Annotated in this window: 23 protein-coding genes; 2 read left to right on the top strand and 21 right to left on the bottom strand. The window is 66.0% G+C overall.

Annotation, left to right across the window (positions count from 1 at the left end):
• Window positions 1-2: 2 nt before the first annotated feature.
• The 15 genes from ssb to Q9R14_RS02545 form a co-directional block, all read right to left on the bottom strand.
• Window positions 3-500, bottom strand: coding sequence for a single-stranded DNA-binding protein (ssb, locus tag Q9R14_RS02615; protein WP_017504124.1), 498 nt, complete (start codon window positions 498-500; stop codon window positions 3-5).
• Between the two features lie 168 nt (window positions 501-668).
• Window positions 669-1,091, bottom strand: coding sequence for a hypothetical protein (locus Q9R14_RS02610; protein ID WP_306003402.1), 423 nt, complete (start codon window positions 1,089-1,091; stop codon window positions 669-671).
• Window positions 1,091-1,762, bottom strand: coding sequence for a hypothetical protein (locus tag Q9R14_RS02605; protein WP_306003401.1), 672 nt, complete (start codon window positions 1,760-1,762; stop codon window positions 1,091-1,093). The genes Q9R14_RS02610 and Q9R14_RS02605 overlap by 1 nt, the downstream gene beginning before the upstream one ends.
• 81 nt (window positions 1,763-1,843) lie before the next feature.
• A complete protein-coding gene (locus Q9R14_RS02600; RefSeq protein WP_306003400.1) occupies window positions 1,844-4,552 on the bottom strand; it encodes a transcriptional regulator in 2,709 nt (902 codons plus the stop codon).
• 60 nt (window positions 4,553-4,612) lie between these two features.
• The gene (locus tag Q9R14_RS02595; protein ID WP_306003399.1) at window positions 4,613-5,491 is read right to left on the bottom strand and encodes a flagellin; all 879 of its coding nucleotides are present in this window, start codon (window positions 5,489-5,491) and stop codon (window positions 4,613-4,615) included.
• Window positions 5,492-5,625: 134 nt separating this feature from the next.
• Window positions 5,626-5,907, bottom strand: a complete 282-nt coding sequence (locus Q9R14_RS02590; protein WP_306003398.1) for a hypothetical protein — start codon at window positions 5,905-5,907, stop codon at window positions 5,626-5,628.
• A gap of 84 nt (window positions 5,908-5,991) precedes the next feature.
• Entirely contained in the window at window positions 5,992-6,819 is an 828-nt protein-coding gene (locus Q9R14_RS02585; protein ID WP_306003397.1) for a flagellin, read from the bottom strand.
• 111 nt (window positions 6,820-6,930) lie between these two features.
• A complete protein-coding gene (locus tag Q9R14_RS02580) occupies window positions 6,931-7,749 on the bottom strand; it encodes a flagellin (protein WP_306003396.1) in 819 nt (272 codons plus the stop codon).
• A gap of 286 nt (window positions 7,750-8,035) precedes the next feature.
• Window positions 8,036-8,857: a flagellin gene (locus Q9R14_RS02575; protein ID WP_306003395.1), complete on the bottom strand. Its 822-nt coding sequence runs from the start codon at window positions 8,855-8,857 to the stop codon at window positions 8,036-8,038.
• 218 nt (window positions 8,858-9,075) lie between these two features.
• Window positions 9,076-9,696 (bottom strand): hypothetical protein, encoded by a 621-nt coding sequence (locus Q9R14_RS02570; RefSeq protein ID WP_306003394.1) that lies wholly within the window; start codon window positions 9,694-9,696, stop codon window positions 9,076-9,078.
• Window positions 9,693-10,076, bottom strand: coding sequence for a M15 family metallopeptidase (locus Q9R14_RS02565; protein ID WP_306003393.1), 384 nt, complete (start codon window positions 10,074-10,076; stop codon window positions 9,693-9,695). The genes Q9R14_RS02570 and Q9R14_RS02565 overlap by 4 nt, the downstream gene beginning before the upstream one ends.
• Entirely contained in the window at window positions 10,073-10,342 is a 270-nt protein-coding gene (locus Q9R14_RS02560; protein ID WP_306003392.1) for a hypothetical protein, read from the bottom strand. Before Q9R14_RS02560 ends, Q9R14_RS02565 begins: the two co-directional genes overlap by 4 nt.
• On the bottom strand, window positions 10,339-10,494 hold the full coding sequence (locus Q9R14_RS02555) for a hypothetical protein (protein ID WP_306003391.1): 156 nt from the start codon (window positions 10,492-10,494) through the stop codon (window positions 10,339-10,341). Before Q9R14_RS02555 ends, Q9R14_RS02560 begins: the two co-directional genes overlap by 4 nt.
• Entirely contained in the window at window positions 10,491-11,927 is a 1,437-nt protein-coding gene (locus Q9R14_RS02550; protein WP_306003390.1) for a DUF2793 domain-containing protein, read from the bottom strand. Before Q9R14_RS02550 ends, Q9R14_RS02555 begins: the two co-directional genes overlap by 4 nt.
• Window positions 11,928-12,070: 143 nt before the next feature.
• Entirely contained in the window at window positions 12,071-12,532 is a 462-nt protein-coding gene (locus tag Q9R14_RS02545) for a DUF4112 domain-containing protein (RefSeq protein WP_017504140.1), read from the bottom strand.
• A gap of 68 nt (window positions 12,533-12,600) precedes the next feature.
• Here Q9R14_RS02545 and Q9R14_RS02540 point away from each other — a divergent pair, with 68 nt between their 5' ends.
• On the top strand, window positions 12,601-13,557 hold the full coding sequence (locus Q9R14_RS02540) for an endonuclease/exonuclease/phosphatase family protein (protein ID WP_306003389.1): 957 nt from the start codon (window positions 12,601-12,603) through the stop codon (window positions 13,555-13,557).
• Here the strand turns inward: Q9R14_RS02540 and Q9R14_RS02535 are convergent.
• From Q9R14_RS02535 to Q9R14_RS02510, 6 genes are read right to left on the bottom strand one after another with little or no spacing between them, the layout of a single operon-like run.
• Window positions 13,532-14,743, bottom strand: a complete 1,212-nt coding sequence (locus tag Q9R14_RS02535) for a CCA tRNA nucleotidyltransferase (protein ID WP_306003388.1) — start codon at window positions 14,741-14,743, stop codon at window positions 13,532-13,534. The genes Q9R14_RS02540 and Q9R14_RS02535 overlap by 26 nt on opposite strands.
• Window positions 14,740-15,402, bottom strand: coding sequence for a CoA pyrophosphatase (locus Q9R14_RS02530; RefSeq protein WP_306003387.1), 663 nt, complete (start codon window positions 15,400-15,402; stop codon window positions 14,740-14,742). The genes Q9R14_RS02535 and Q9R14_RS02530 overlap by 4 nt, the downstream gene beginning before the upstream one ends.
• Window positions 15,399-15,944: a DUF1285 domain-containing protein gene (locus tag Q9R14_RS02525; RefSeq protein WP_306003386.1), complete on the bottom strand. Its 546-nt coding sequence runs from the start codon at window positions 15,942-15,944 to the stop codon at window positions 15,399-15,401. The genes Q9R14_RS02530 and Q9R14_RS02525 overlap by 4 nt, the downstream gene beginning before the upstream one ends.
• Window positions 15,945-15,982: 38 nt before the next feature.
• Window positions 15,983-16,477, bottom strand: coding sequence for an N-acetyltransferase (locus Q9R14_RS02520; RefSeq protein ID WP_306003385.1), 495 nt, complete (start codon window positions 16,475-16,477; stop codon window positions 15,983-15,985).
• 60 nt (window positions 16,478-16,537) lie between these two features.
• Complete coding sequence (locus Q9R14_RS02515; RefSeq protein ID WP_306003384.1) at window positions 16,538-17,311, bottom strand: enoyl-CoA hydratase; 774 nt, start codon at window positions 17,309-17,311, stop codon at window positions 16,538-16,540.
• Window positions 17,308-18,393: an MBL fold metallo-hydrolase gene (locus Q9R14_RS02510; RefSeq protein ID WP_306003383.1), complete on the bottom strand. Its 1,086-nt coding sequence runs from the start codon at window positions 18,391-18,393 to the stop codon at window positions 17,308-17,310. Before Q9R14_RS02510 ends, Q9R14_RS02515 begins: the two co-directional genes overlap by 4 nt.
• A 126-nt stretch (window positions 18,394-18,519) precedes the next feature.
• Here Q9R14_RS02510 and Q9R14_RS02505 point away from each other — a divergent pair, with 126 nt between their 5' ends.
• Window positions 18,520-19,458 carry a hypothetical protein gene (locus Q9R14_RS02505; RefSeq protein WP_306003382.1) on the top strand — a complete coding sequence of 313 codons (939 nt, stop codon included), beginning with the start codon at window positions 18,520-18,522 and terminating at the stop codon, window positions 19,456-19,458.
• The last annotated feature ends 79 nt before the right edge of the window (window positions 19,459-19,537 follow it).

Here is a 19,537-nt window from a genome sequence, read left to right as displayed (position 1 = left end):
CCTCAGAACGGAATGTCGTCGTTCAGGTCGTAGCTTTCCTTGGGGCCGCTCGGCTTGTTGGCGCCGCCGGTGGAGAAGCCCGAGGAATAGTCGTCATCGCCGCGACCGCCGCCGCCGCCGTAGCCACCGCCCGACGAGCCGCCTTCCGAACGGCCGCCCAGCATGGTCAGTTCACCCTTGAAGCGGCTGACCACGATCTCGGTCGAATATTTCTCGACGCCTTGCTGGTCGGTCCATTTGCGGGTCTGGAGCGCGCCCTCGATGTAGACCGTCGAGCCCTTCTTCACATAGTTCTCGACCACCTTGACGATGTTGTCGTTGAAGATGACGACCCGGTGCCACTCGGTCTTTTCCTTGCGCTCGCCCGAGGACTTGTCGCGCCAGGTTTCCGAAGTGGCGATGGACAGGTTGGCGATGCGGTCGCCGTTGGGCATGGAGCGGATTTCGGGATCGCGACCCAGGTTACCGACCAGAATGACCTTATTGACGCTGCCCGCCATGGAAACTTCCTTCTCGTGTGAGGCGGCGACGACTTCGCCCGCCTCGTCAATTCAGTCCGATGTCTGACCGGGGCGACGGCTCATCGCCAGCCCTTTCGGCTGCAAACCCGCTAAATCAGTGGATAAGCGTTAGCCGAATGTTCCACTTTCGTTCTGGTCGCGCAAGCCTTACTTGGCGGCAGGGTCGGCCGCGATGGCGACGGGACGGCCCGTCTCGTCGCGCTGGATGGCCCCGGGGATGGCCAGACGGCCGTCGCCGGTGCGGGCCATGGCGAAGAAGCGGCTGCCGTTCAGGCTCTTGCCGATCTTGACCCCCTCGCGGTCCACGAAGATGAAGCGGCCCTGATAGGCGCCGGCGATTTCCTGGTTCGATCCGCCCATGCGCAGGAAGCGAAGGCGCATCTCCTCCAGCCGCGCGGCGCACTGTTCGAGCTGGGGCTGGTCGTCGGCGATTTTCTGCAGGCGCGGCGGCGCATTGTCCGGCGTCGCCACGAAGTAGCAGGCGCCATCGGCGAACTCATATTTGGGTTCGTTGGAGCAGGCGCCCAGCAGAACGGTCCCGGCGATGGCGGCGAGGGCGACGAAACGCATCAGTTCATTCCCGTGAATTGGCAGTTGCGATCCTGCTCGGCCAGGGTCCTGAAACGGTTGTTGTCATTGGACTGTTCCACCCGGCGCGGCACCAGACGCAGGGTCGTATCGCCCCAGCGGCCGTATTGGGCGTCGCCCGGCCCGACGCAGGTTCCGGCGTACAGCGCCTGAACGCAGGCGTTCAGGCTCATGCTTGGCGACAGGGTCCGCCAGTCCGAGCCGGTGTGGCGCAGGCAGGGGCTGCCGCTGGCCACAGGCGTGGGGCGCGGCGCAGGCGTCTGTTCGACGGAGGCCGGCGGCGGGGTCTGGGCCATCTCCACCTCGGGCAGTTCGGGCGGCGGGGCGAAGGCGGCGGTCGGGGCGGCGGCCAAAGCGCCGGTGGCGTCCAGACCGACGTCCAGAGCGTCCGTCGCCAGACCATTGCGCTGGGCGCAGACCGCCAGGGTCGCCATGCCGACGAACTGACCATCGACGAAGCAGCGCAGTTCCCGCGTCGGCTCCAGCGTGGGCGCCTCGGCCAGATTGACGACCAGGCCGCCCTTGGACGCCGGCGGCGCTTCCGTCGTCTTGTCGCCGCCGCCCGTGAAGATCAGGGCGAGCACGACGGCGATGACGATCGCCACGCCGGCGCCGACCAACAGGATGACGCGGTTGTCTTTCGGAAGGGCCATGAACGGGCTTTCGCGGATGAGGAGGTCAATAACTCCGACCCGGCCTCGGGCGTCAACCGCCTTGACCGGTCACGACCCCGATCAAGCCGTCAGGCGGCTCAGCGCAGCCTGATAGTTCGCCAGCTGCGTCTGCTGATAGGCGGTCGAGGAGCCGTTGCCGGTTTGGGTGTTGGTTATGCCGCCGGTCGACGGCGCCAAGGCGCGATAGGAGGACCGGACCGCCGTCATCGCCTGGGCCAGCGAATCGATGGCCGCCTTTATCGAGGCGGGATCGTTCAGGTTCAGCTTGTTCGACAGGTTCAGCCCATAGGTCTTGATCGCGTCCTTGTCCGGCTTCACCGGACCGACGAAGCCGGGCGTCAGGCCCAGCGCGCCCAGCGCGTCCTTGCCGATCGCCCCGGCGGAGATGACGGCGCCGTCCTTGTTGGCCGCCGTCTTGATTTCCAGCCGCTGGACGATGGGTTTGGCCTTCAGGTCGGTGATGACCTTGGCTTCCAACTGACGGCCAGAGGCGGCGTTGATCTTCTTGGCCAGGCTTTCCAGCGTGTCCTTGGCGTCGATGGTTACTGTGACGGCGCGGCCGCCGGCTGCGGGGCTGATTGAAAACTGATCGCCGACGCGGGCCGAGGTGGCGACGGTCAGCAGCTTGGAATCCGCCTGCATGATCTGGCCTTGAGGCAGGCCGAGGCGGTCGAGCACGCTGGCCCCGCCCGCTGCGAAGCTCAGGCTGGTCGGCTTGGCCTGATCGCCGTCCGCGCGCCAGGTTCGGTTCGATTGAACCTGTCCCGTGGCCAGATCGATCTGGGCCAGATAGCCGGACGTAGTGTCGTCCTTGCCGGCGCCTTCCGCCCGGTTCGTGCCGGTGATCCAGACCTTGCCGTCCTTGATGGCGACGTCGGCGGCGGTGTCCGCGCCCGCCCCGCCGAAATAGGTCAGTTGGTCGCTGGCCGAGGCCTGAAGGTCAATCGACAAGGTGGCGATGAACACGTCGCTGCCGCCGGCATGGGCGTTGGTCACCGTGCCGATGTCGAGGGCGGTGTTTTCGGTATGGCCGGTCACCACGACCTTGCCGTTCTCGACCGCTATGCCGGCGATCGCGCCGCTGGCGTAGCCAAGGTCACGGGTCGAGGCTAGGCTCGGTACGCCCTCGGCGTCCAGGGTGAAGCGTCGCACGACCGCCCTCCCGTTCTCGACGCCAGCCGTGTAGAGGTCGTTTCCTGACACGGTCATGGCCTGAACGGAATCGTCGCCGCTGGTGCCGAACTGCACGGTCGCGACGTTTACGCCCACGTCCGGGCCGTTGATCTTGATCGGCTTTTCCTGGAAGGCCTGAAGATAGGAATCCCAGCCGCCCAGGGCCGCATTGCCCGGCATGGCCGACTTCGACCGTCCGGCGACATAGACCATGCCGTCAGCGCCGAAGCGAACCTCGGTCGCCTCGTCGGCCGCCTTGGCCCCGCGCCGCTGGGTCCACAACTCCTGCCCCGAACTGTCGAACACCGAGACGAAACTGTCGGCCACAGACGCGTTGTCGCCGCTCTTGCCAGGTTCCAGCGCCCCGGTCACCGATCCGGCCAGTGCGACCCGGCCGTCGTCGTCGATAGCGATGGAGAAGCCGTTGGCGCTGGAGGCGGCGCCGAGCAGCTTTGTCTGCATCAGATTGCCGGCGGAATCGTATTTCATCAGGGCGACATCGCGCGCGCCCTTGATCGGTTGACTGGCGTCGCCCGTCGTCAGTTCGGCGACGACCCAGACGGAGCCATCCGGCGCCACGGCGCTGGCCTTCACCGCGGCGACCCCGTCGGGAAGGTTGGCGTGCCCCACCCTGCCCTCGACCCAGAACGGATCGTCGACGCCCTGCTGGGCGGCCGGCGCCGCGCCGCCGTCGGCCTGGAACTTCAGCAGTTGGCCCGCCGTGCCGGTCTTGCCGACCCCTTGCGTCACATAGACGGCGTCGGAGGTGTCGACAGCCTGGAAGCTGATGGCTTCGCCGGTCCCGCCATTGACCTTCAACGCCCACTGATCCGGTCCGGCCGGCAGGGTGATGGTCTTTGTCCCGCTTTTGACCGTCTTGGGCTCGGCGGGGATCAACTGAGCGCTGATGCGCGTCGCGACGCCCGCGTCCTCCAGCTTGCCGTTCATATAGGCGGTGACATTGGCCAACGACCGATCGGTCGCACCCATCTCGGACAGGTCCATGGCGATCGCCTGCTCCCCGGCCGCCGTCTTGACGGTTACGGAGAACTTCACGTCACCCTCGAACGCCTTGACCGAGGCGGTGGGGTCGCCGTCGTGGATGGGGGCGGTGACGAAACTGGTCGGCGCCCGTTCCAGCGCATAGGTGCTCTTGACCGAGGTCTGGGCCACACCCTGCACCAGTCGCATGTCTTCGAAACTGGCTGTGCTGAGATAGGTCGACAGTTCGGCCAAGCCTTCGCCGAACCGCTTGGACACCAGAGCGGCTTCCGACGCGCTCAGCCCCTTGACGCCAGCACGGTCGGCCAGGGCGCCCAGCGTGTTCAGGCCCTGATACAGGGCGAACATCTTGCGGTAGTCGGTGGAGGCGCCGGCCAGATCCAGGCTGACATTGCCCTCGTCGATCAGGCGGCGACCGCCAAGAGCCGCGCGGACCAGATCGCTCGCCTTCGCCGGTGTCGCCGTGGACGACCACGGGGCTGTCGGTTGGGTCTTCTTGGTTTTGACGGCCGCGCTGGCGGTCGTGGCGGCGCCTGACGACGACGTCCCCGTCGTCGTTCCGAAAAGACCCAGCAGATAGCTGTTGTTGATCATTCAGACGGCTCCGACCCTATCGTGCGGCGGGCGTCGATAAGGAACCGTTAAGCTGTCGGATCAGCCCTTGAACAGCGACAGGATGACCTGCGGCGCCTGGTTGGCGATCGACAGGGCCTGAACGCCGAGCTGCTGCTGAACCTGCAGGGCCTGAAGGCGGGCGCTTTCCTTGGCTAGGTCCGCATCGACCAGATTGCCGATGCCGGCTTCCAGCGCGTCCGACAGCTTGCCGACATAGGTGGTGTGACGTTCGATCTGCTTGGACTGGGCGCCCAGTTCGGAAAGACGGGAGCTTGAGGTCGCGATCGCGTCGTTGATCCGGTCTAGCGCGGCTTTGGCATCGGCTTCAACCAATAAGCTTGGCGCGGTAACAGCAGGCGTGGCCGAAGCGTCGGCCGCAAGCCCCAAGCCTGAAAGTGTCAGGTTTTGACGCTTCAGCTGGATGTTTTCCTGGCCGTCCGCGCTAGCGATAAAGTTCAAGTCCCCAAGCGGCGCAGGAGGTGTCGCGCCGTCAGTGCGTCCCGCGAGAATGTTCTCACCATCGAAAATGGCGTTGTCTGCAAAAGATTGGATCGACAACAGAAGCGATTGAAACTCCTGATCATACGATTTGCGCGTCGCATCGCTGGCGCTCGGGTCCGCCGCTGCGGTCGCCTTCTGCTTCAACTCGAGCAGGATGTCCGAGATCTGCTCGCCGGCCGCCAGCGACACGTCGGCGATGGACGTCGCGCGGTTCAGGCTGGTGGTGACGGCTTCGAGCGACCCCCGGTCTGCGCGCTGTCCCTGAGCCACCGCCCAGACTGCGGCGTTGTCGCGCGCACCTTGAACCTTCAGCCCCGTGTTCACCCGGCTCTGCGTCGCCGCCAACTGGTCGTTGGTGCGGTTCAGATTCTGCAAGGCGATCATCGCCGAGGTGTTGGTGTGGATGCTGGTGGTCATGGCTTCAAGCCCCCGGACGTTCTGTGGGCTACAGGATTAACCATCAGTCGTAATCACATGGTTAACGCGCCGGAAACCATGATTGCGCCGTCCGGCGAGCCGGCGGCGTTAAAGAGTCTGAGCCTCGCCTGTGCTTAGACGGCGGTATCGACCAGACGACCGCCGCGATAGGTCGGGTCGCTGTTCAGCTTTTCGACATCCTCGCGCGGCAACTGACGAATCACCTCCCCCGTCACCCGGTCCAAGACCTTGTAGACGAAGCGGTTGTCGCCCACGGCCTCGATGGTCAGGCGAAAGCGGCTGGCGTCGTTGTTGTCGTTTTTCGCAACCGGCGCAGGCGTCGCCTGCTGCACGGCGATCGGAGCGACGGGAGAAATCTGAGGTACGCTTACTGATCTCGCGACATTGTCTGTCATGGCTCCACGCGCAGGTCGGCCCACGCCCTCTAGAGAAACAAACGATCAGCCGGAGCGGTCGCGAAACCGCTCCGGCCGCGCGTCTTAGCGGAACAGGCCCAGCAGGATCGAGCTGCCCTGGTTGGCGATCGACAGCGCCTGCACGCCCAGCTGTTGCTTGGTTTGCAGAGCGGTCAGCTTGGCGCTTTCCTTGGCCAGATCGGCGTCCACCAGATTGCCCACGCCGGCTTCAAGAGCATCCTGAAGCTTGTTGACGAAGGTGATCTGACGGCCCAGCGACTTGGACTGGGTGCCCAGGGTGGCTAGGTCCGACGTCATGGCCTTGATGGCTGCATCGGCCTTGTCGGCGAAAGCAGAGGCTGCCGTAGCATCGGCGGGCGCAGTCGCGGCGGTGGTAATATCGGTGATCGCCGTCGCCGCAGCCTTGGCCGTTGTTCCGAAACCAATCTGGAACGTGTTCCCCGTCGCGGCCGTCGATGTCGTGACGGTGGTCGCCGTGGTCGTGTTCCACAGATTTACGCTGTCGAAGCTTGCGCCCTTAAGCGCCTTATCGACCTCTTGGCCCAAGGCATTCCAATCGGCCAAATAGGCGTTTTGGGCATCCCCAGAAGACGAGGCGATGTTGACCGCCAGCGCCTTCATTTCTTCCAAGGCAGAAACCGCAGTGTCCCCCGCTGCAAGCGCGACATCGATAATGGACTGTCCCCGCTGAAGCGAGTTCCTGACGGCATCCTGCGCGCCCATGTTGGAGCGTTGGCTGGTGGCGATCGCGAAGATCGCACCATTGTCCTTCGCCGATGAAACCTTCATGCCGGTGTTGATCCGGTTTTGAGTGGTTTCCAACTGGGCATTCGTCTTGTTCAGGCTCTGCAGAGCGACTGCAGCGCCGTAGTTCGTGTTGATGCTGGGCATTTCTAGCCCTCCTTTTCACTTCGTGAGTTCCCCGGCGTTTTGCCGGGGTGAGCGTTTTGCTCGGGGTTCAAGACCACGCCCCCGCCGCCGAGACGGCGAGGTCTCCGGGCCTTAGCGGAAGAGGCTCAGCAGGATCGAGCTGCCCTGGTTGGCGATCGACAGCGCCTGCACGCCCAGCTGTTGCTTGGTTTGCAGAGCGGTCAGTCGTGCGCTTTCCTTGGCCAGATCGGCGTCCACCAGATTGCCCACGCCAGCTTCCATCGCGTCCTGAAGCTTGTTGACGAAGGTTATTGACCGTCCTACCGACTTCGATTGCGTGCCAAGCGTTGCCAACGCTGTGGTGACCTCCTTAATAGCGTCATCGACGTTGGTGCTCGTGAAGTCTGTAACTGTGGTTCCTAAATATTTCGCAAGAGCAGTTTCATCTTTGAGCGCGTTAGCCGTGCCAATCGTCTTCGTTTCGGTGGCACCCGTTCCCGTTTGCACGTTCACTGCGGTGCCGCCTGTAGAATCTGTCGTCAGCAAATTGACATTATCGAAAGAAGCTCCGTCGATCGCCGCCTTGATTTCCGCTCCGAGCGCTGAAAAGTCCGCTTGATACGAAGCCAAGGCGGTGCTGCCAGTAGCCGATGACGCGATATTGACGGCGAGCGACTTCATCTCCTCCAAAGCGGAAGTGATCGTGTCGCCAGCAGCCAGGGCCACATCGATGATGGACTGACCGCGTTGCAACGAGTTGCGCACGGCGTCTTGCGCCCCAACGTTGGCGCGCTGCGTTGTGGCGATCGCGAAGATCGCGCCATTGTCCTTGGCCGAAGACACCTTCATGCCGGTGTTAATCCGGCTCTGGGTGGTTTCCAGCTGGGCGTTGGTCTTGTTCAGGCTCTGCAGTGCGACTGCGGCGCCGTAGTTCGTATTGATGCTGGGCATTTCTGGCCCTCCTTGTTCACTTCAGTGATTTCCGGCGGCGTTTTGCCGCTGGGAGCTTTTTGCTCGGTGAGTAAGAAGCAATTGCCGGGCCATTTCTAATCCGCGCAAAAGCCGACAACTGACTGATTTTACTGGTTTACCTTTGATTTACCCTCCTTCCGACCCGGCAGCTCTTGCCGGGCTGATCCGCGCACAGGGCAAGATTTGCCGGGTCCGCGTCGAGTTGGTCTGCGCCTGCGCGGGTCACCACACGGCGAAAGGCGAAGCGTTCAGCCCTGTAGCGGGCTTAGTTGCGGAACAGGCTCAGCAGGATCGAGCTGCCCTGGTTGGCGATGGACAGCGCCTGGACGCCCAGCTGTTGCTTGGTTTGCAGGGCGGTCAGCTTGGCGCTTTCTTTGGCCAGATCGGCGTCGACCAGGTTGCCGATGCCGGCTTCGGTCGAGTCCTGCAGCTTGTTCACGAAGGTCAGTTGACGCCCGACCGACTTGGACTGGGTGCCTAGAGTGGAGAGCGAGGATGTAACCTTCGCGATAGCGTCATCCACCAAGTCAACTGTGACATCAGCCGCTGAGATCGACTGATCTGTGACCGCAGCGATGTCCGTGTCTGCGGCCATTCCACCAGTGGCGGTGAAGCCGACCGACGTCGTTCCGCCAGCGATGTCCGAGACAAGCGCCGTCGGCGTCGCCTCAGTCCAAAGGTTGACGCTGTCGAAACTTGCGCCCTTTAGCGCCTCGTCGATTTCCTTACCCAGGGCTTTGAAATCGGCCAGATAAGACGTTTCGGCGGCCGAGCCGGCGACGGAGGACTGAATGCTGACGGCCAGCGACTTCATTTCTTCGAGGGCGGCGGTGATGGTGTCGCCGGCGGCCAAGGCCACATCGACGATCGACTGTCCGCGCTGGAGTGAATTCCGAACCGCATCCATGGCGCCCATGTTGGCGCGCTGGGTCGTCGCGATGGCGTAGATCGCGCCGTTGTCCTTGGCCGAGCCCACCTTCAGGCCCGTCGAGACACGGTTTTGCGTGCGCTCCAACATAGCGTTGGTCGCATTGAGGTTCTGCAGGGCGACAGCTGCGCCGTAGTTCGTATTGATGCTCGTAGCCATTTTGGCTTTCCTGTTCACTTCGTGTGATGTCCGACGCCATTTTGGCATCAGGAGCGTTTTGCTCGGTCTTCAGGAGAGCAAGGGCGGGGCCAGTCCAAAATGCGATGTCGGCCAGACGTCGACACTGATTTCATTGAACTTATCTCGATGGTTTGCGAAACAACCCGGCAAGCCTGCACACCAGGCGGCAGAAGTTGCCGAGTCGTTTTTGCAGGGCGTCAGTCGCGGCGTCGCACCTGCGCGTCCTGCATCGCGCGTTCGGCCAACAAGGTCTCGACCGCGAGCCGCCGAGCCCCATCGCAGGCCACGATCTGGGCGCCGCGCAGCAGATAGGCCGCGTCCAGATCGACGGCCGTGGGTTCAGCCGGCAGGGTCGCCAGCCGCACGGGCGTATCGCCGCCTCCGGCAAGACCAGCCGCGCCGGCGCAACCGTCGAGATCGGGGGCGATGCGGCACAGTTCGCCGTCATGGTCGCGCAGGCGATCAGCGCGGCGGTTCTCCAAGGGTTGATCGGCATCTTCGACGCTCCTGGCCTGGGCGACGGCGGCCGTGGTCGCCCGGTCCGCCGTCCCCGTCATGTGGTGATAGTGGTCGACGCGCTGGGCCTGAGCCGCCGCGCCTTCGGTTTCAATCCGCCGGGCGTCGGCCTGCGCCGCCGCCACGGCGGTCGCATCCCGCGCCTGAATGCGCGCGGCCTCCAGACGCTTGTGCTGCAAGTTCAGCGGATCCCAGCGAAAGCCGAGCCCGCCCAGCAGCACGAATCCCAGCGCCAACGCTGCAGCAGCGGCCGCCAACCAGCCGAGCGGTGTCAGCGCCCGCAGTATAGATCGAGCGCTCATGGAAAGGCCTCCCGATCCAGCTCGAAATGCGGACCGTCCCGCAGCGTCTTCCAGTCGCCGCCCCAGATCAGCGGCGTCTTCAGATCCAGCGCCGCCGCCTTAAACGCCTGGGCGATCCGGCCATACAGCGGCCAGTCCCACCGCACCTGGCCTTCGACCAGAGCGGCGACATCGACGGCGTGACCCGTCAGATGGCGCGAGCGCGTCGTGCGGCTGGCGCCGGCCTTGACCAGGGCCGCCTGACGTTCGGCCGTACGCAGACCCTCGGTGATCATGAAGTCCACCGGCGTGCGGGTGATGGCCGCCTCAACCACCGCAGTCAGGGCCGGATGCAAGCCGATCAGCCGCGCACGCGACCGGCTGGACAGACGAAAGCTCATGGTCGGCCTCCGCTGATCCGCAGCCGCGCTGTGGCGATCAGGGTGATCAACTGCTGAGCGGTCGGCGCTACCAGATAGAGCACCAGGATCAAGGCCAGCAGGCCCATCAGCCCGTCCGTGATCCTGGGCAGCATCTCAGCCGGCATCCGCCCGACCGTGCGCATCAACAGCACCCACAGCCCCGCGCTGACGGCGAAGGCGTAGAGCCGACGAAACAGCCACCGCCCCTCCGCCAAGGGGATCGCCCCCTGTTTGAGTCGGGTCATCGTTCGTCCTCCTCGTCATAGGTTTCGATGGCGCAGCGGCCGTCCCAGCCGGACTGCGCGCGCCACTCCCCGGCGCTGAGGCTGTCGGGCGCTTCCCACGCTTCGGCTTCCAGCACTTCGACCGGCTCAACCGGATGTCCGCGCCGGCTCATCCGACGACCGTGATCAGAACCGCGCCCGAAGCCCCCGAACCGCCCTGGCCGCCGAAGGTCAGACCAGCGCCGCCTCCTCCGCCCCCGGCCCCGAAGTGAGCACCAGCGCCGCCGGGACCGCCCGCGCCGCTCGCTGATGCGTCGCCGCCCCCGCCGCCGCCGCCGCCGATCCACAACAGCGGCTTGGGCGAGGCCTGTCCTGCAGCGCCCGCAATGCCGCCGGCCGCGCGAAGGCCCGACCAGCCTCCCACACCGCCCGCGCCTCCGGCATAGGCGACATCCGCTGCACTCAGACCGCCCCCTCCCCCGCCGCCGCCCGGCCCGTCCGAGCAAAGGGTTTCCGCGCCCATCGTCGCCGTCGCGGTCGTCGAAGAGCTTCCGCCGGGGTTGGCGAGCCGTTGACCGATACCGCCTGCTCCACCCACGCCAGAGCCGCCTGCGGCGCCGCCCGTCGCGCGTAACAGGACCATGTCGTCTGTCGCGACCTCGCTATCGCCGCCCGAAACGCCACTGATCCCGCCGGCGCCGACCGTGATCGTCAGGACGCCCTCCAGATCGTCCGCCGACCATCGCGCGAGGCTCAGCCCGCCGGCGCCGCCTCCGCCGCCACCGAGGCGTGGGGCACCAGCCGGACCCGCCAATCCTGCGGCCCCGCCGCCGCCGCCACCCACGCAGGTCGCCTCGACCCAGCGCGCCCAGGCCGGCAAGGCATAGTCGTCATCGCTGGTGAACAGCGTCGTCTCGCGCCGGACCGCGCCTTGATCGAAGCCGATACGCCCCGTCGCGCGATCCACGCGCCACACCGACCGCCATGTCCCAGCGTCATCGCAGGCCTTGAGGCCCAGATCGTCGTCGCCGATCAGACCCAGCTCTGCGCGAGCGGCGTATCCGCTCTGAAACAGCAGCGACAGGACATCGCCCGCAGTCGCCTTGTTCAGCGTCAGGCGAAGATCGCCGTCGCCGCCTTCATCCTCGCCGCGCGCCGTGAACAGGGCGGCGTTGATCTTGGCCGCCAGGAGATTGGCTTCGTCGGCGGATGTCCCGAGACCCAGCCGCGTCAGGCCCTGCACCTCGCCCAGTCGCTGCCCCAGTGCAATCCAGCCCGCACGGGCCCGCACCATCACGACGCCTTCGTCCAGAACACAGGCGATCATGCCGTCCGGCGTCGTCACGGTGGTCCAGCCGCCGCCCTCGAACCGCATCAGGACGCCAGCCGGCCGCCCGGCCCAGACCGCGCCTTCGGCCTCTCCCGGCAGGATGTAAAGATCGCCGTCCGACGCATCGGCCGGCTGGATCGCGGTCGTGCGACTGACCACCGCCGTCTGCAGCATGGCGTCCAGCCGGGTCAGAGCCGTATTCAGGGTCACATGCTTCTGCATCTGCCCCGCTGCCAGATAGGGCAGGTTCAGACGCGCGCTGAAATCGTCGCTCATTCTTCTCTCCGTTGTTGTGGAGATCAGTCTGGGCGCAGCCCTTCCTCAGGCCGGGAGACGGTCGGTCATTTGGATCAGACTGTTGATTTCAGGCGGCTTCATTGCGGGAAAAACGATGGCTAGGCTGCCTCAGCCAGCGCATCTCAATCGTGCAGATAGATGATCCGCTTCAGCGTCTTGTCGTTCTGCACGCGGGCTTCGTGCATCTCGTGGTCGCCAGTGGCGCGCGCATTGGCCTCGGTGTCCTCGACCCAGTGGGTGCTTTCGATGTGCTTTTGCAGCGCCCGCGCCGCCATCAGCTGTCCGGGAAAGAAGGTGTCGACTATGTCGCCTGCGATCGGCACCGTCCCGGTGGCGGTGTCGATGGCCATATAGGCCCCCATGCGCGCCAGGGTCGCCGGCGTCGCCTTGGCCCGCACGGCCTGAAGCATCAGCCAGCCGCCGGTCCCGACCGTATAGGCCGTGCCGACGACCGGCACCCAGGTCAGCATGGCGTCCAGCCCCATGCCGAACGGGCCGATGCCAATGACGCGGTCCGACAGTTTCTTGACGCCCTCGACATTGGACCAGATGTTCTCGATATCCCGGATCGACCGTCTGGCCATGTCGCCCTCCAAAGCGTCGCCTTAACGCTGGGCGAGGCTTCCTGTTCAATCCGAGAGATACGTCTTCGATGACCCTGATCAAGCTGGCGGCGAATGTGATGGCGAGCGCCCTGCTGTTGGGCTTGGCGGCGTTCGGCGCAGCGGCGCTCAGCGGCATCGGCCATCGTTGGGTGGATATACTGGCGCAGTTCACATCGCCGGCGTTGCTGGCGGCCGTCGGCGTGACCGTGGTGTGTCTGCTCGTTCGCCTATGGCCGGCCTCGATCGTCGGTGGACTGGCGTGTGTGGTGCTGGCCCTCTCGGTCTGGCCGCAATGGACGCCGGCGAAGGGCGCGCCCGTTCCAGATCAGCCGATCGTGCGGGTCTATTCGGCCAACCTGTATGTGTTCAACACCGATATCGCTGCCATGCGCCGGTCCATCTCGGCGGCCGATGCTGACATCCTGGTGCTGGTCGAGTTGGGGCAGGCGCCGGCGTCGCGGCTGGACCAGCTGTTGCCGGACTATCCTCACCGCGTTCTGATCGGCCAGGCGCGCGCCGGCGACCACGCGCGCTCGATCATCGCCTCGCGCTATCCGATCCTGCAACGCCTGCCGGAGCGGCCCGACGGCCTCAGCGCCGTGGGCGCGACGGTTCAGACGCCCATCGGCCTGATCAACGTCTTCGGCGTCCACCTGACCCGACCCTGGCCCTATCAGTATCAGTGGGGTCAGATCACCCAGGTCATGGCCTTGGCCGAGCGGATGAAGGCCGCGCCAGCCCATCCCGTCATCGCCGCCGGAGACTTCAACAGCGTCTCCAGCGCCCGGATCGGCAAACAGATCCAGTCCGACCTGGGCCTGATCCCCGCGCCCGGCTGGCCCGGCACCTGGCCCAGCCAGCTTCCCGCCTTCGCCGGCATCAACATCGACCAGGTCTATCGTTCGCCGGATCTGGCCCTGGTCACGCGCCGCCTGGGCGAACCGACGGGATCCGACCACCGCCCCGTCGTCACCGAGTTCACCCGCGTTCAGCCGCCGCGATAAGGGTCTTCAGCCGCCTCTCATGCCCCTCGGCAGGGAAGTCGTCAGCAACCCAACCGTCCTCAAACGCCTTCAGCAACCGTCCTGTCTCCGGCCCCAGCTTCAGGCCCAGACGCGCCAGATCGCGCCCGCCGACCGGCATCTTGAGCGGGGTCCAGTCGGCGGCCAGCGCCCTAAGCCGCGCCCCATCGCCCCCGCCGGCCGCTTCGGCGCGTATCAGCCGATCTTCGAACGCCCTGCGTCCCAAACGATAGATCGCCGCCCGCGCCTCGGCGTCGCTCATCGTCGGCGAAACGGCAGGCCCGTCCGCCACCGCCGCCAGCCGATCACGCACCGCGTTCGACAATCTCAGACCACCTGCGATCTCCATCACACCTGCCGCATCGGCCGGCAGCAAGGCCGACAGCCGCATCACAGGATCGTCGGTGAGGTCACACATCGCCTCGAACAACGGCAAAGGCTGCGCTTGCGGCAGCACTTGCGCCAGCACGCCGGTCTCGGCCATCGCCCGCACCGCCGCACGCGGGTCAGGCGCCGCCAGCAGTTTCAACACCTCCTTGGACACCCGCTCGGCCGACAGCTGCGCCATGCCGCCCTTCAGCGCCGCGCACGCCGCCAGCCCGACCGCGTCCGGCTCTCCCCGCCCGTACCAGGCGTAGAAGCGAAAGAAGCGCAAGATGCGTAAGTAGTCCTCGCGGATGCGCGTCTCCGCCTCGCCGACGAAAACGATGCGTCCCGCCGCCGCATCCTCCAACCCGCCGCCGGTCGGATCGAACACCGTGCCTGCCGCATCGGCGTAAAGGGCGTTCAGCCGGAAATCCCGCCGCGCCGCGTCCTCGGCCCAGTCCTCGGTAAAGGCGACCACCGCGCGGCGTCCATCCGTCTCCACATCGCGACGCAGGGTCGTGATCTCATAGGGTCGCCGCTCCGACACGCCCGTCACCGTGCCGTGCTCAACGCCCGTCGGCACGGCCTTCAACCCCGCCGCCTTCAGCGCTGCCATGGTCTGTTCGGGCCGCAAGCGCGTGGCGATGTCGATGTCGTCCACCGGCTGGCCCAGCAGACTGTTCCTCACGCAGCCGCCCACGAACCGCGCGCAGCCCGCACCGCCCGCCACTTCGAGCGCCTGCATCACCGCCCGCGTCGCCTGGCTTTCCAGCCAGGGCTGTCCCTTCACAGAGACGCTCATGCCGCGTCCTCGTCGGCCGCCGACTCTGGCGCAGCCTCGTCGCCATACAGCCGCACGTGTAGAGCCTTCAGAATCCCCGCCGTCACGCCCCAGATGTAGCGCTCGCCCCAGGGCATGGCCCAGAACCAGCGCCGCAACCCCTCATCCAGATCGTAAAAGTCGCGACGATGGTTGGCGGCGTCCATCAGAAAGTCCCAAGGCGTCTCGAACACCTCGGCGACTTCGTCCGGCGACGGCGTCGTAACCGGCGCCTCGCTCAGCCAGCCGATCACCGGCGTCACCAGAAATCCGGTCCCCGTCTCATAGGCGTCCGACAGCCCCAGCACCTCGACAGACGCCGGGTCCAGCGCCACCTCCTCGTCCGCCTCACGCAGCGCCGCCTGCATCGCGGTCTCGCCGGGGTCAAGCCGACCTCCCGGGAAGGCGATCTGCCCCGTGTGGCGCGCCAGGGTGTCGGCGCGCCGCGTCAGCAGCACCGTCGCACCTTCTGGCCGCGCCACGATGGGAATCAGCACCGCCGCCGGCCGAAGCTCCTTGGCCGTCCTTGTCGCCTGCGGATTCAGGTCGAAGTCCGACCGCGCCGCGACCAGTTCCGGCCGCCACGTCTCGACCGGCGCCAGCCGATCGACCAGCCGGGCCTTCAAGGTCTCCAGGCTCACGTCACTGCGCCCAGCGAGAAGATCTGGCCGCCCGACCGAACGACCAGTCGTCCATCGACCTCTTGGGCCATCTCGACCATTTCATAGAAGACCGACCGCGCGATGCGCGCCCACAGATCGCGGCGCACATGGATGCGCGGCGCCGGCTCGCCCGTCGTCGGATCGGTTTCGACGACGATGGGATCGGCTTCGCTGGCCCTCACCTCATCACTGACATCGGTGGTGAAAATCAGGGCGTCGCCGTCCCGCCGCATCGCGACAGCCCGGAACGGCAAGTCCTCGACGGTGATCTTCAGCTTTTCGACCGGCGTGACCATGTGATAGCCGTCCGGGTCCTTCCTCAGCACCGTCGAGAACAGTCGCACCAATTCCTTGCGGCCAATGGGCGAGCCTTCATGCATCCAGACACCGTTCGCCCGAATGACGATATCGATGTCGCCGCAATGCTCGGGATGCCACAGGTGGACTGGCGGCAGCCCGTTGCCGGGCGCCTGTTTGGCCGCCTCGGCGACGGCGTTCAGTCCTGACTTGGGATTATCCATCCCCCTGACTTAGGCCCCGCGAACCGCGCGGGAAAGGGTCAGCCGATGCGTACCGAACCCGAAACCTGATCCACCCGGGTCGCCAGCCACAGGACGCGGCGACGATCCACAGGTCCAGGCAGGATCGCCTCGGGCGCAGGGGCGAACCCGAACCGCTCGAAATAGGCCGCATCCCCGACCAGCAGCACGCCGCCGACGTCCAGCGTCCGTGCATGATCCACGCACGCCTGAACCAGTTCAGCGCCCAGACCGTCGCTCCGGCAGCCGGCGTCCACGGCGATCGGCCCCAAAAACAGGGCCGAGGTTTCGCCAATCACGACAGGCCAGAGCCGCACCGAGCCGACCACTTCCCCGTCGCGCTTTACGACAAAGCCCGAACTTGGCTGCGAGCCTTCACGCAGACGCTCGGCCGTCTTGGCGAACCGTCCCGGCCCGAAGGCGGCCATGACCAGCGCATCCACGCCTTTGGCGTCGGCCGGACTCTCGGCTTCGATACGGCTTATGGCCGGAGGTATGGATAGGGCGTGCGACATTGGCGCGCGCACCTAGAAGCAAAGCTGCGCCAAATCAAGGCAAGGCCTTGTGACGACCGCTCAACCCGCCTTCGAAAAGTCCGGCGCCCGCTTCTGCGTAAACGCCATGAAGGCCTCCATCGCTTCGGGGCTCTTCATCTGTGAGCCGAAGGCCTCGCCCTCGCGCTGCATCAGCGCCCATAGACCTTCCGCGTCGCGCATCAGCCGCTTGGTCTTGCGGATCGAGTTGGGCGCGCGGGCCGCCACCTTGGCCGCCAGTTCCGCCGCCGTCGCCTCAACCTGATCGGCCGGGACCGCGCGATTGGCGATACCCCACGCCAGGGCCGTCCGGCCATCCAGCGGCTCGCCCAGCGCGAATAGTTCGAAGGCCCGCTGATGACCGATCACGGCCGGCAACAGCAGGCTGGACGCCGCCTCGGGCGCCAAGGCCAGATTGACGAAGGGCACGGACAGCAGCGCATCCTCGGCGACCACCACCAGATCACAGTGCAGCAGCATGGTCAGGCCGATCCCGACCGCCCGCCCTTTCACGGCGGCCACAGCCGGCTTGTCGAGATCCGCCAGCGCCTTCAGGAAACGAAACACCGGCATATCGCCTGGCCCCGCCCCTTGCGAGCCCAGGGCGATGAAGTCCTGAATGTCGTTGCCGGCCGAGAAGCTGTCGCCCTCGGCGCGCAGCAGCAGCACCCGCACCGCATCGTCGGTGCGCGCCCGTTCCGTCGCCTCGGCCAGGGCCGAATACATGGCCTGGGTGATGGCGTTCTTCTTGTCGGCCCGATCCAGGGTGACGGTCAGGACGCCGTCGGCCAGTTCACTGCGAATATGTTCGCTCACGTCGTTTCCTCGTCCTGTGCGACGGCGCTCCACCAGTCGACGCCGTTCTCGTCCCGCGTCCGTGTCGCGCGGCCGCGTCGTTCCAGATAGTTCAGGTGCGCCCGGGCCTCGCCTGTGGCCATGCCCAGCACCCCGTCCCCGACCGCTCGACCAAAGACGGCGGGGAAGCCGTCGATTACCCTAGACGGTTGACGCAACGTCCGCTCAAGCCGTTTCAGCGCGACCTCATGCCCTCGTTTCAGAGCGTCGAGCCGCGCATGAACGCCATAGAAGGGCTCGCCATGCGCCGGCAGGACGAATGCGCCCTCCGACAACAGCGCCCTCAGCTTATCCAGCGAGTCCATCCAGTCGCCCAGCGGATCGGCCTCAGGCTCCGTCGGCCAGACCGAAACATTGGACGAAATGCGCGGCAGGATCTGATCCCCGGCGATGAAGACGTCGTCCGACCGTCGCCACAGGCAGACGTGCTCGGGACTATGGCCCGACCCGACGACCACGCTCCAGTCGTCGCCGTCGATCTGAAGGCTGTCGCCGTCGGACAGTCGCAGATAGCTGCGCGGCATCGTCGCCACGCCCTTGCCGAAGCCGCCGTAGTCCGCACGCCAGCGCGCGATCTGATCATCGTTCCAACCCGCCGCACGATAGTAGCGTTCGCCGTCCGCCGGCGCGTCGCCCGCCTCCTCGGCCATCAGCATCCGCGCCGTCACATACTCCAGTCGCGACATCAGCAATGGCGCGCCCGACCGCTCGCAAAGCCAGCCCGCCAGTCCGATGTGATCGGGATGCATATGGGTGCAGATCAGCCGCGTCACGGGCTTGCCGCCCAGCGCCGCATCCAACGCAGTCTCCCACGCCGCGACGGTGGCCGATGTCTTCAACCCCGTATCGACGACGACCCAGCCGTTGCCGTCCCGGATCGCGTAGACATTCACATGATCCAGCTGAAACGGCAGGGCGAACCGCAACCACAGCACGCCGCGCGCGACCTCGATCGCCTCGCCCGCGCCGGGCATGGCGTCGAACGGATAGATCAGCCCCCGCCCATCCTTCGCGGCCGTCGTCGGCGCCGTTCCATCAGCCAAGTCAGTCTCCAATCGAAACGCGCAGATACTTAGCCCGTGTCCCGCGCCGCCGTCCACACCCGCCTTGACCCCGCCCAAATACACCGCCACGAAGCAGCCATGCATTCAGAAACCCAAGGTGTTTCCATGAAGTCCCGCCTCGCCGCCGCCTTTGCGGCGCTTGTGTTCAGCGCCTTCGCCGTCGCGCCGGCCATGGCCCAAGACCGACAGCAACCCGGCAGCAGCGGCAACGAAGCCGCAGTCACGCAGGGCACATCCCGCGCCGCCGCCGGTCGCCAGCGCCGCGAACGGGCGCCAGCCGCGCCGACACCCGAACAGATCCTGGCCGCCGCTCAGGCGCAGATGGCGCTGACGACGACAGGCTGTCAGGTCAGCGAGGCTAAGCTTCTGGGCAAGACTGCCACCGATACGACGGTCTACGAAGTCGCCTGCGGAACCGCGCCGGGCTATATCGTCGAAACCAAGACGCCGCCGGAGGCGCTGAGTTGCATCATCCTGGCGCATTCCGCCGATGTTGCGCGGGCCGCCGACCCGACCGCAACGCCGGCCCAATGCACACTCGCCGCAAACACGGATATCCAGAAGTTCCTTCGTCAGTACGCCAAGGACGCCGGCGTTGCTTGCACGGTGGATCAGGCCAAACTGCGCGGCCAATCCAACGACGGCGCAGTCGTCTATGAAATTGGCTGCTCGGATGGGCCTGGCTTCTGGATCAAGCAGCAAGGCGCAACTTGGACCAAGACCCCTTGCATCCAGGTTCTTGCCGAACGCGGAACGTGCGAGTTCACGACATCCGCTGAAAACGCCGCCTTCGTGAAGACCCTGCTGGCCGGTTCGGAAGCGGCGTCCTGCAACGTCACCGAAGCCCGCCTGATGGGTCAGAACGCCAACGGCGTCTTCTATGAGGCCAAGTGCGACAGCGCCGATGGCGTCATCGCTCGCCTGAACCCTGAAAACGCAGTCCAGCAAATCTATCCTTGCGCGACGGCCCAGCAGATCGGCGGCGGTTGCAAGCTGACGACGGCGCCGGCTGCTGCCCCCGCTCCGGCCGGCGGTCGTCCGTAAGCGACCCTTTAGACTAGACGAAGGGGCCGTCGGAGCGATCCGGCGGCCCTTTTCTTTTGCGCCCTCTTTTCCAAAACCG

This window comes from Brevundimonas sp. C43 (assembly GCF_030732185.1).
Taxonomy (GTDB): Bacteria; Pseudomonadota; Alphaproteobacteria; order Caulobacterales; family Caulobacteraceae; genus Brevundimonas; species Brevundimonas diminuta_C.
This window is presented reverse-complemented; position numbering and strand designations above follow the sequence as displayed.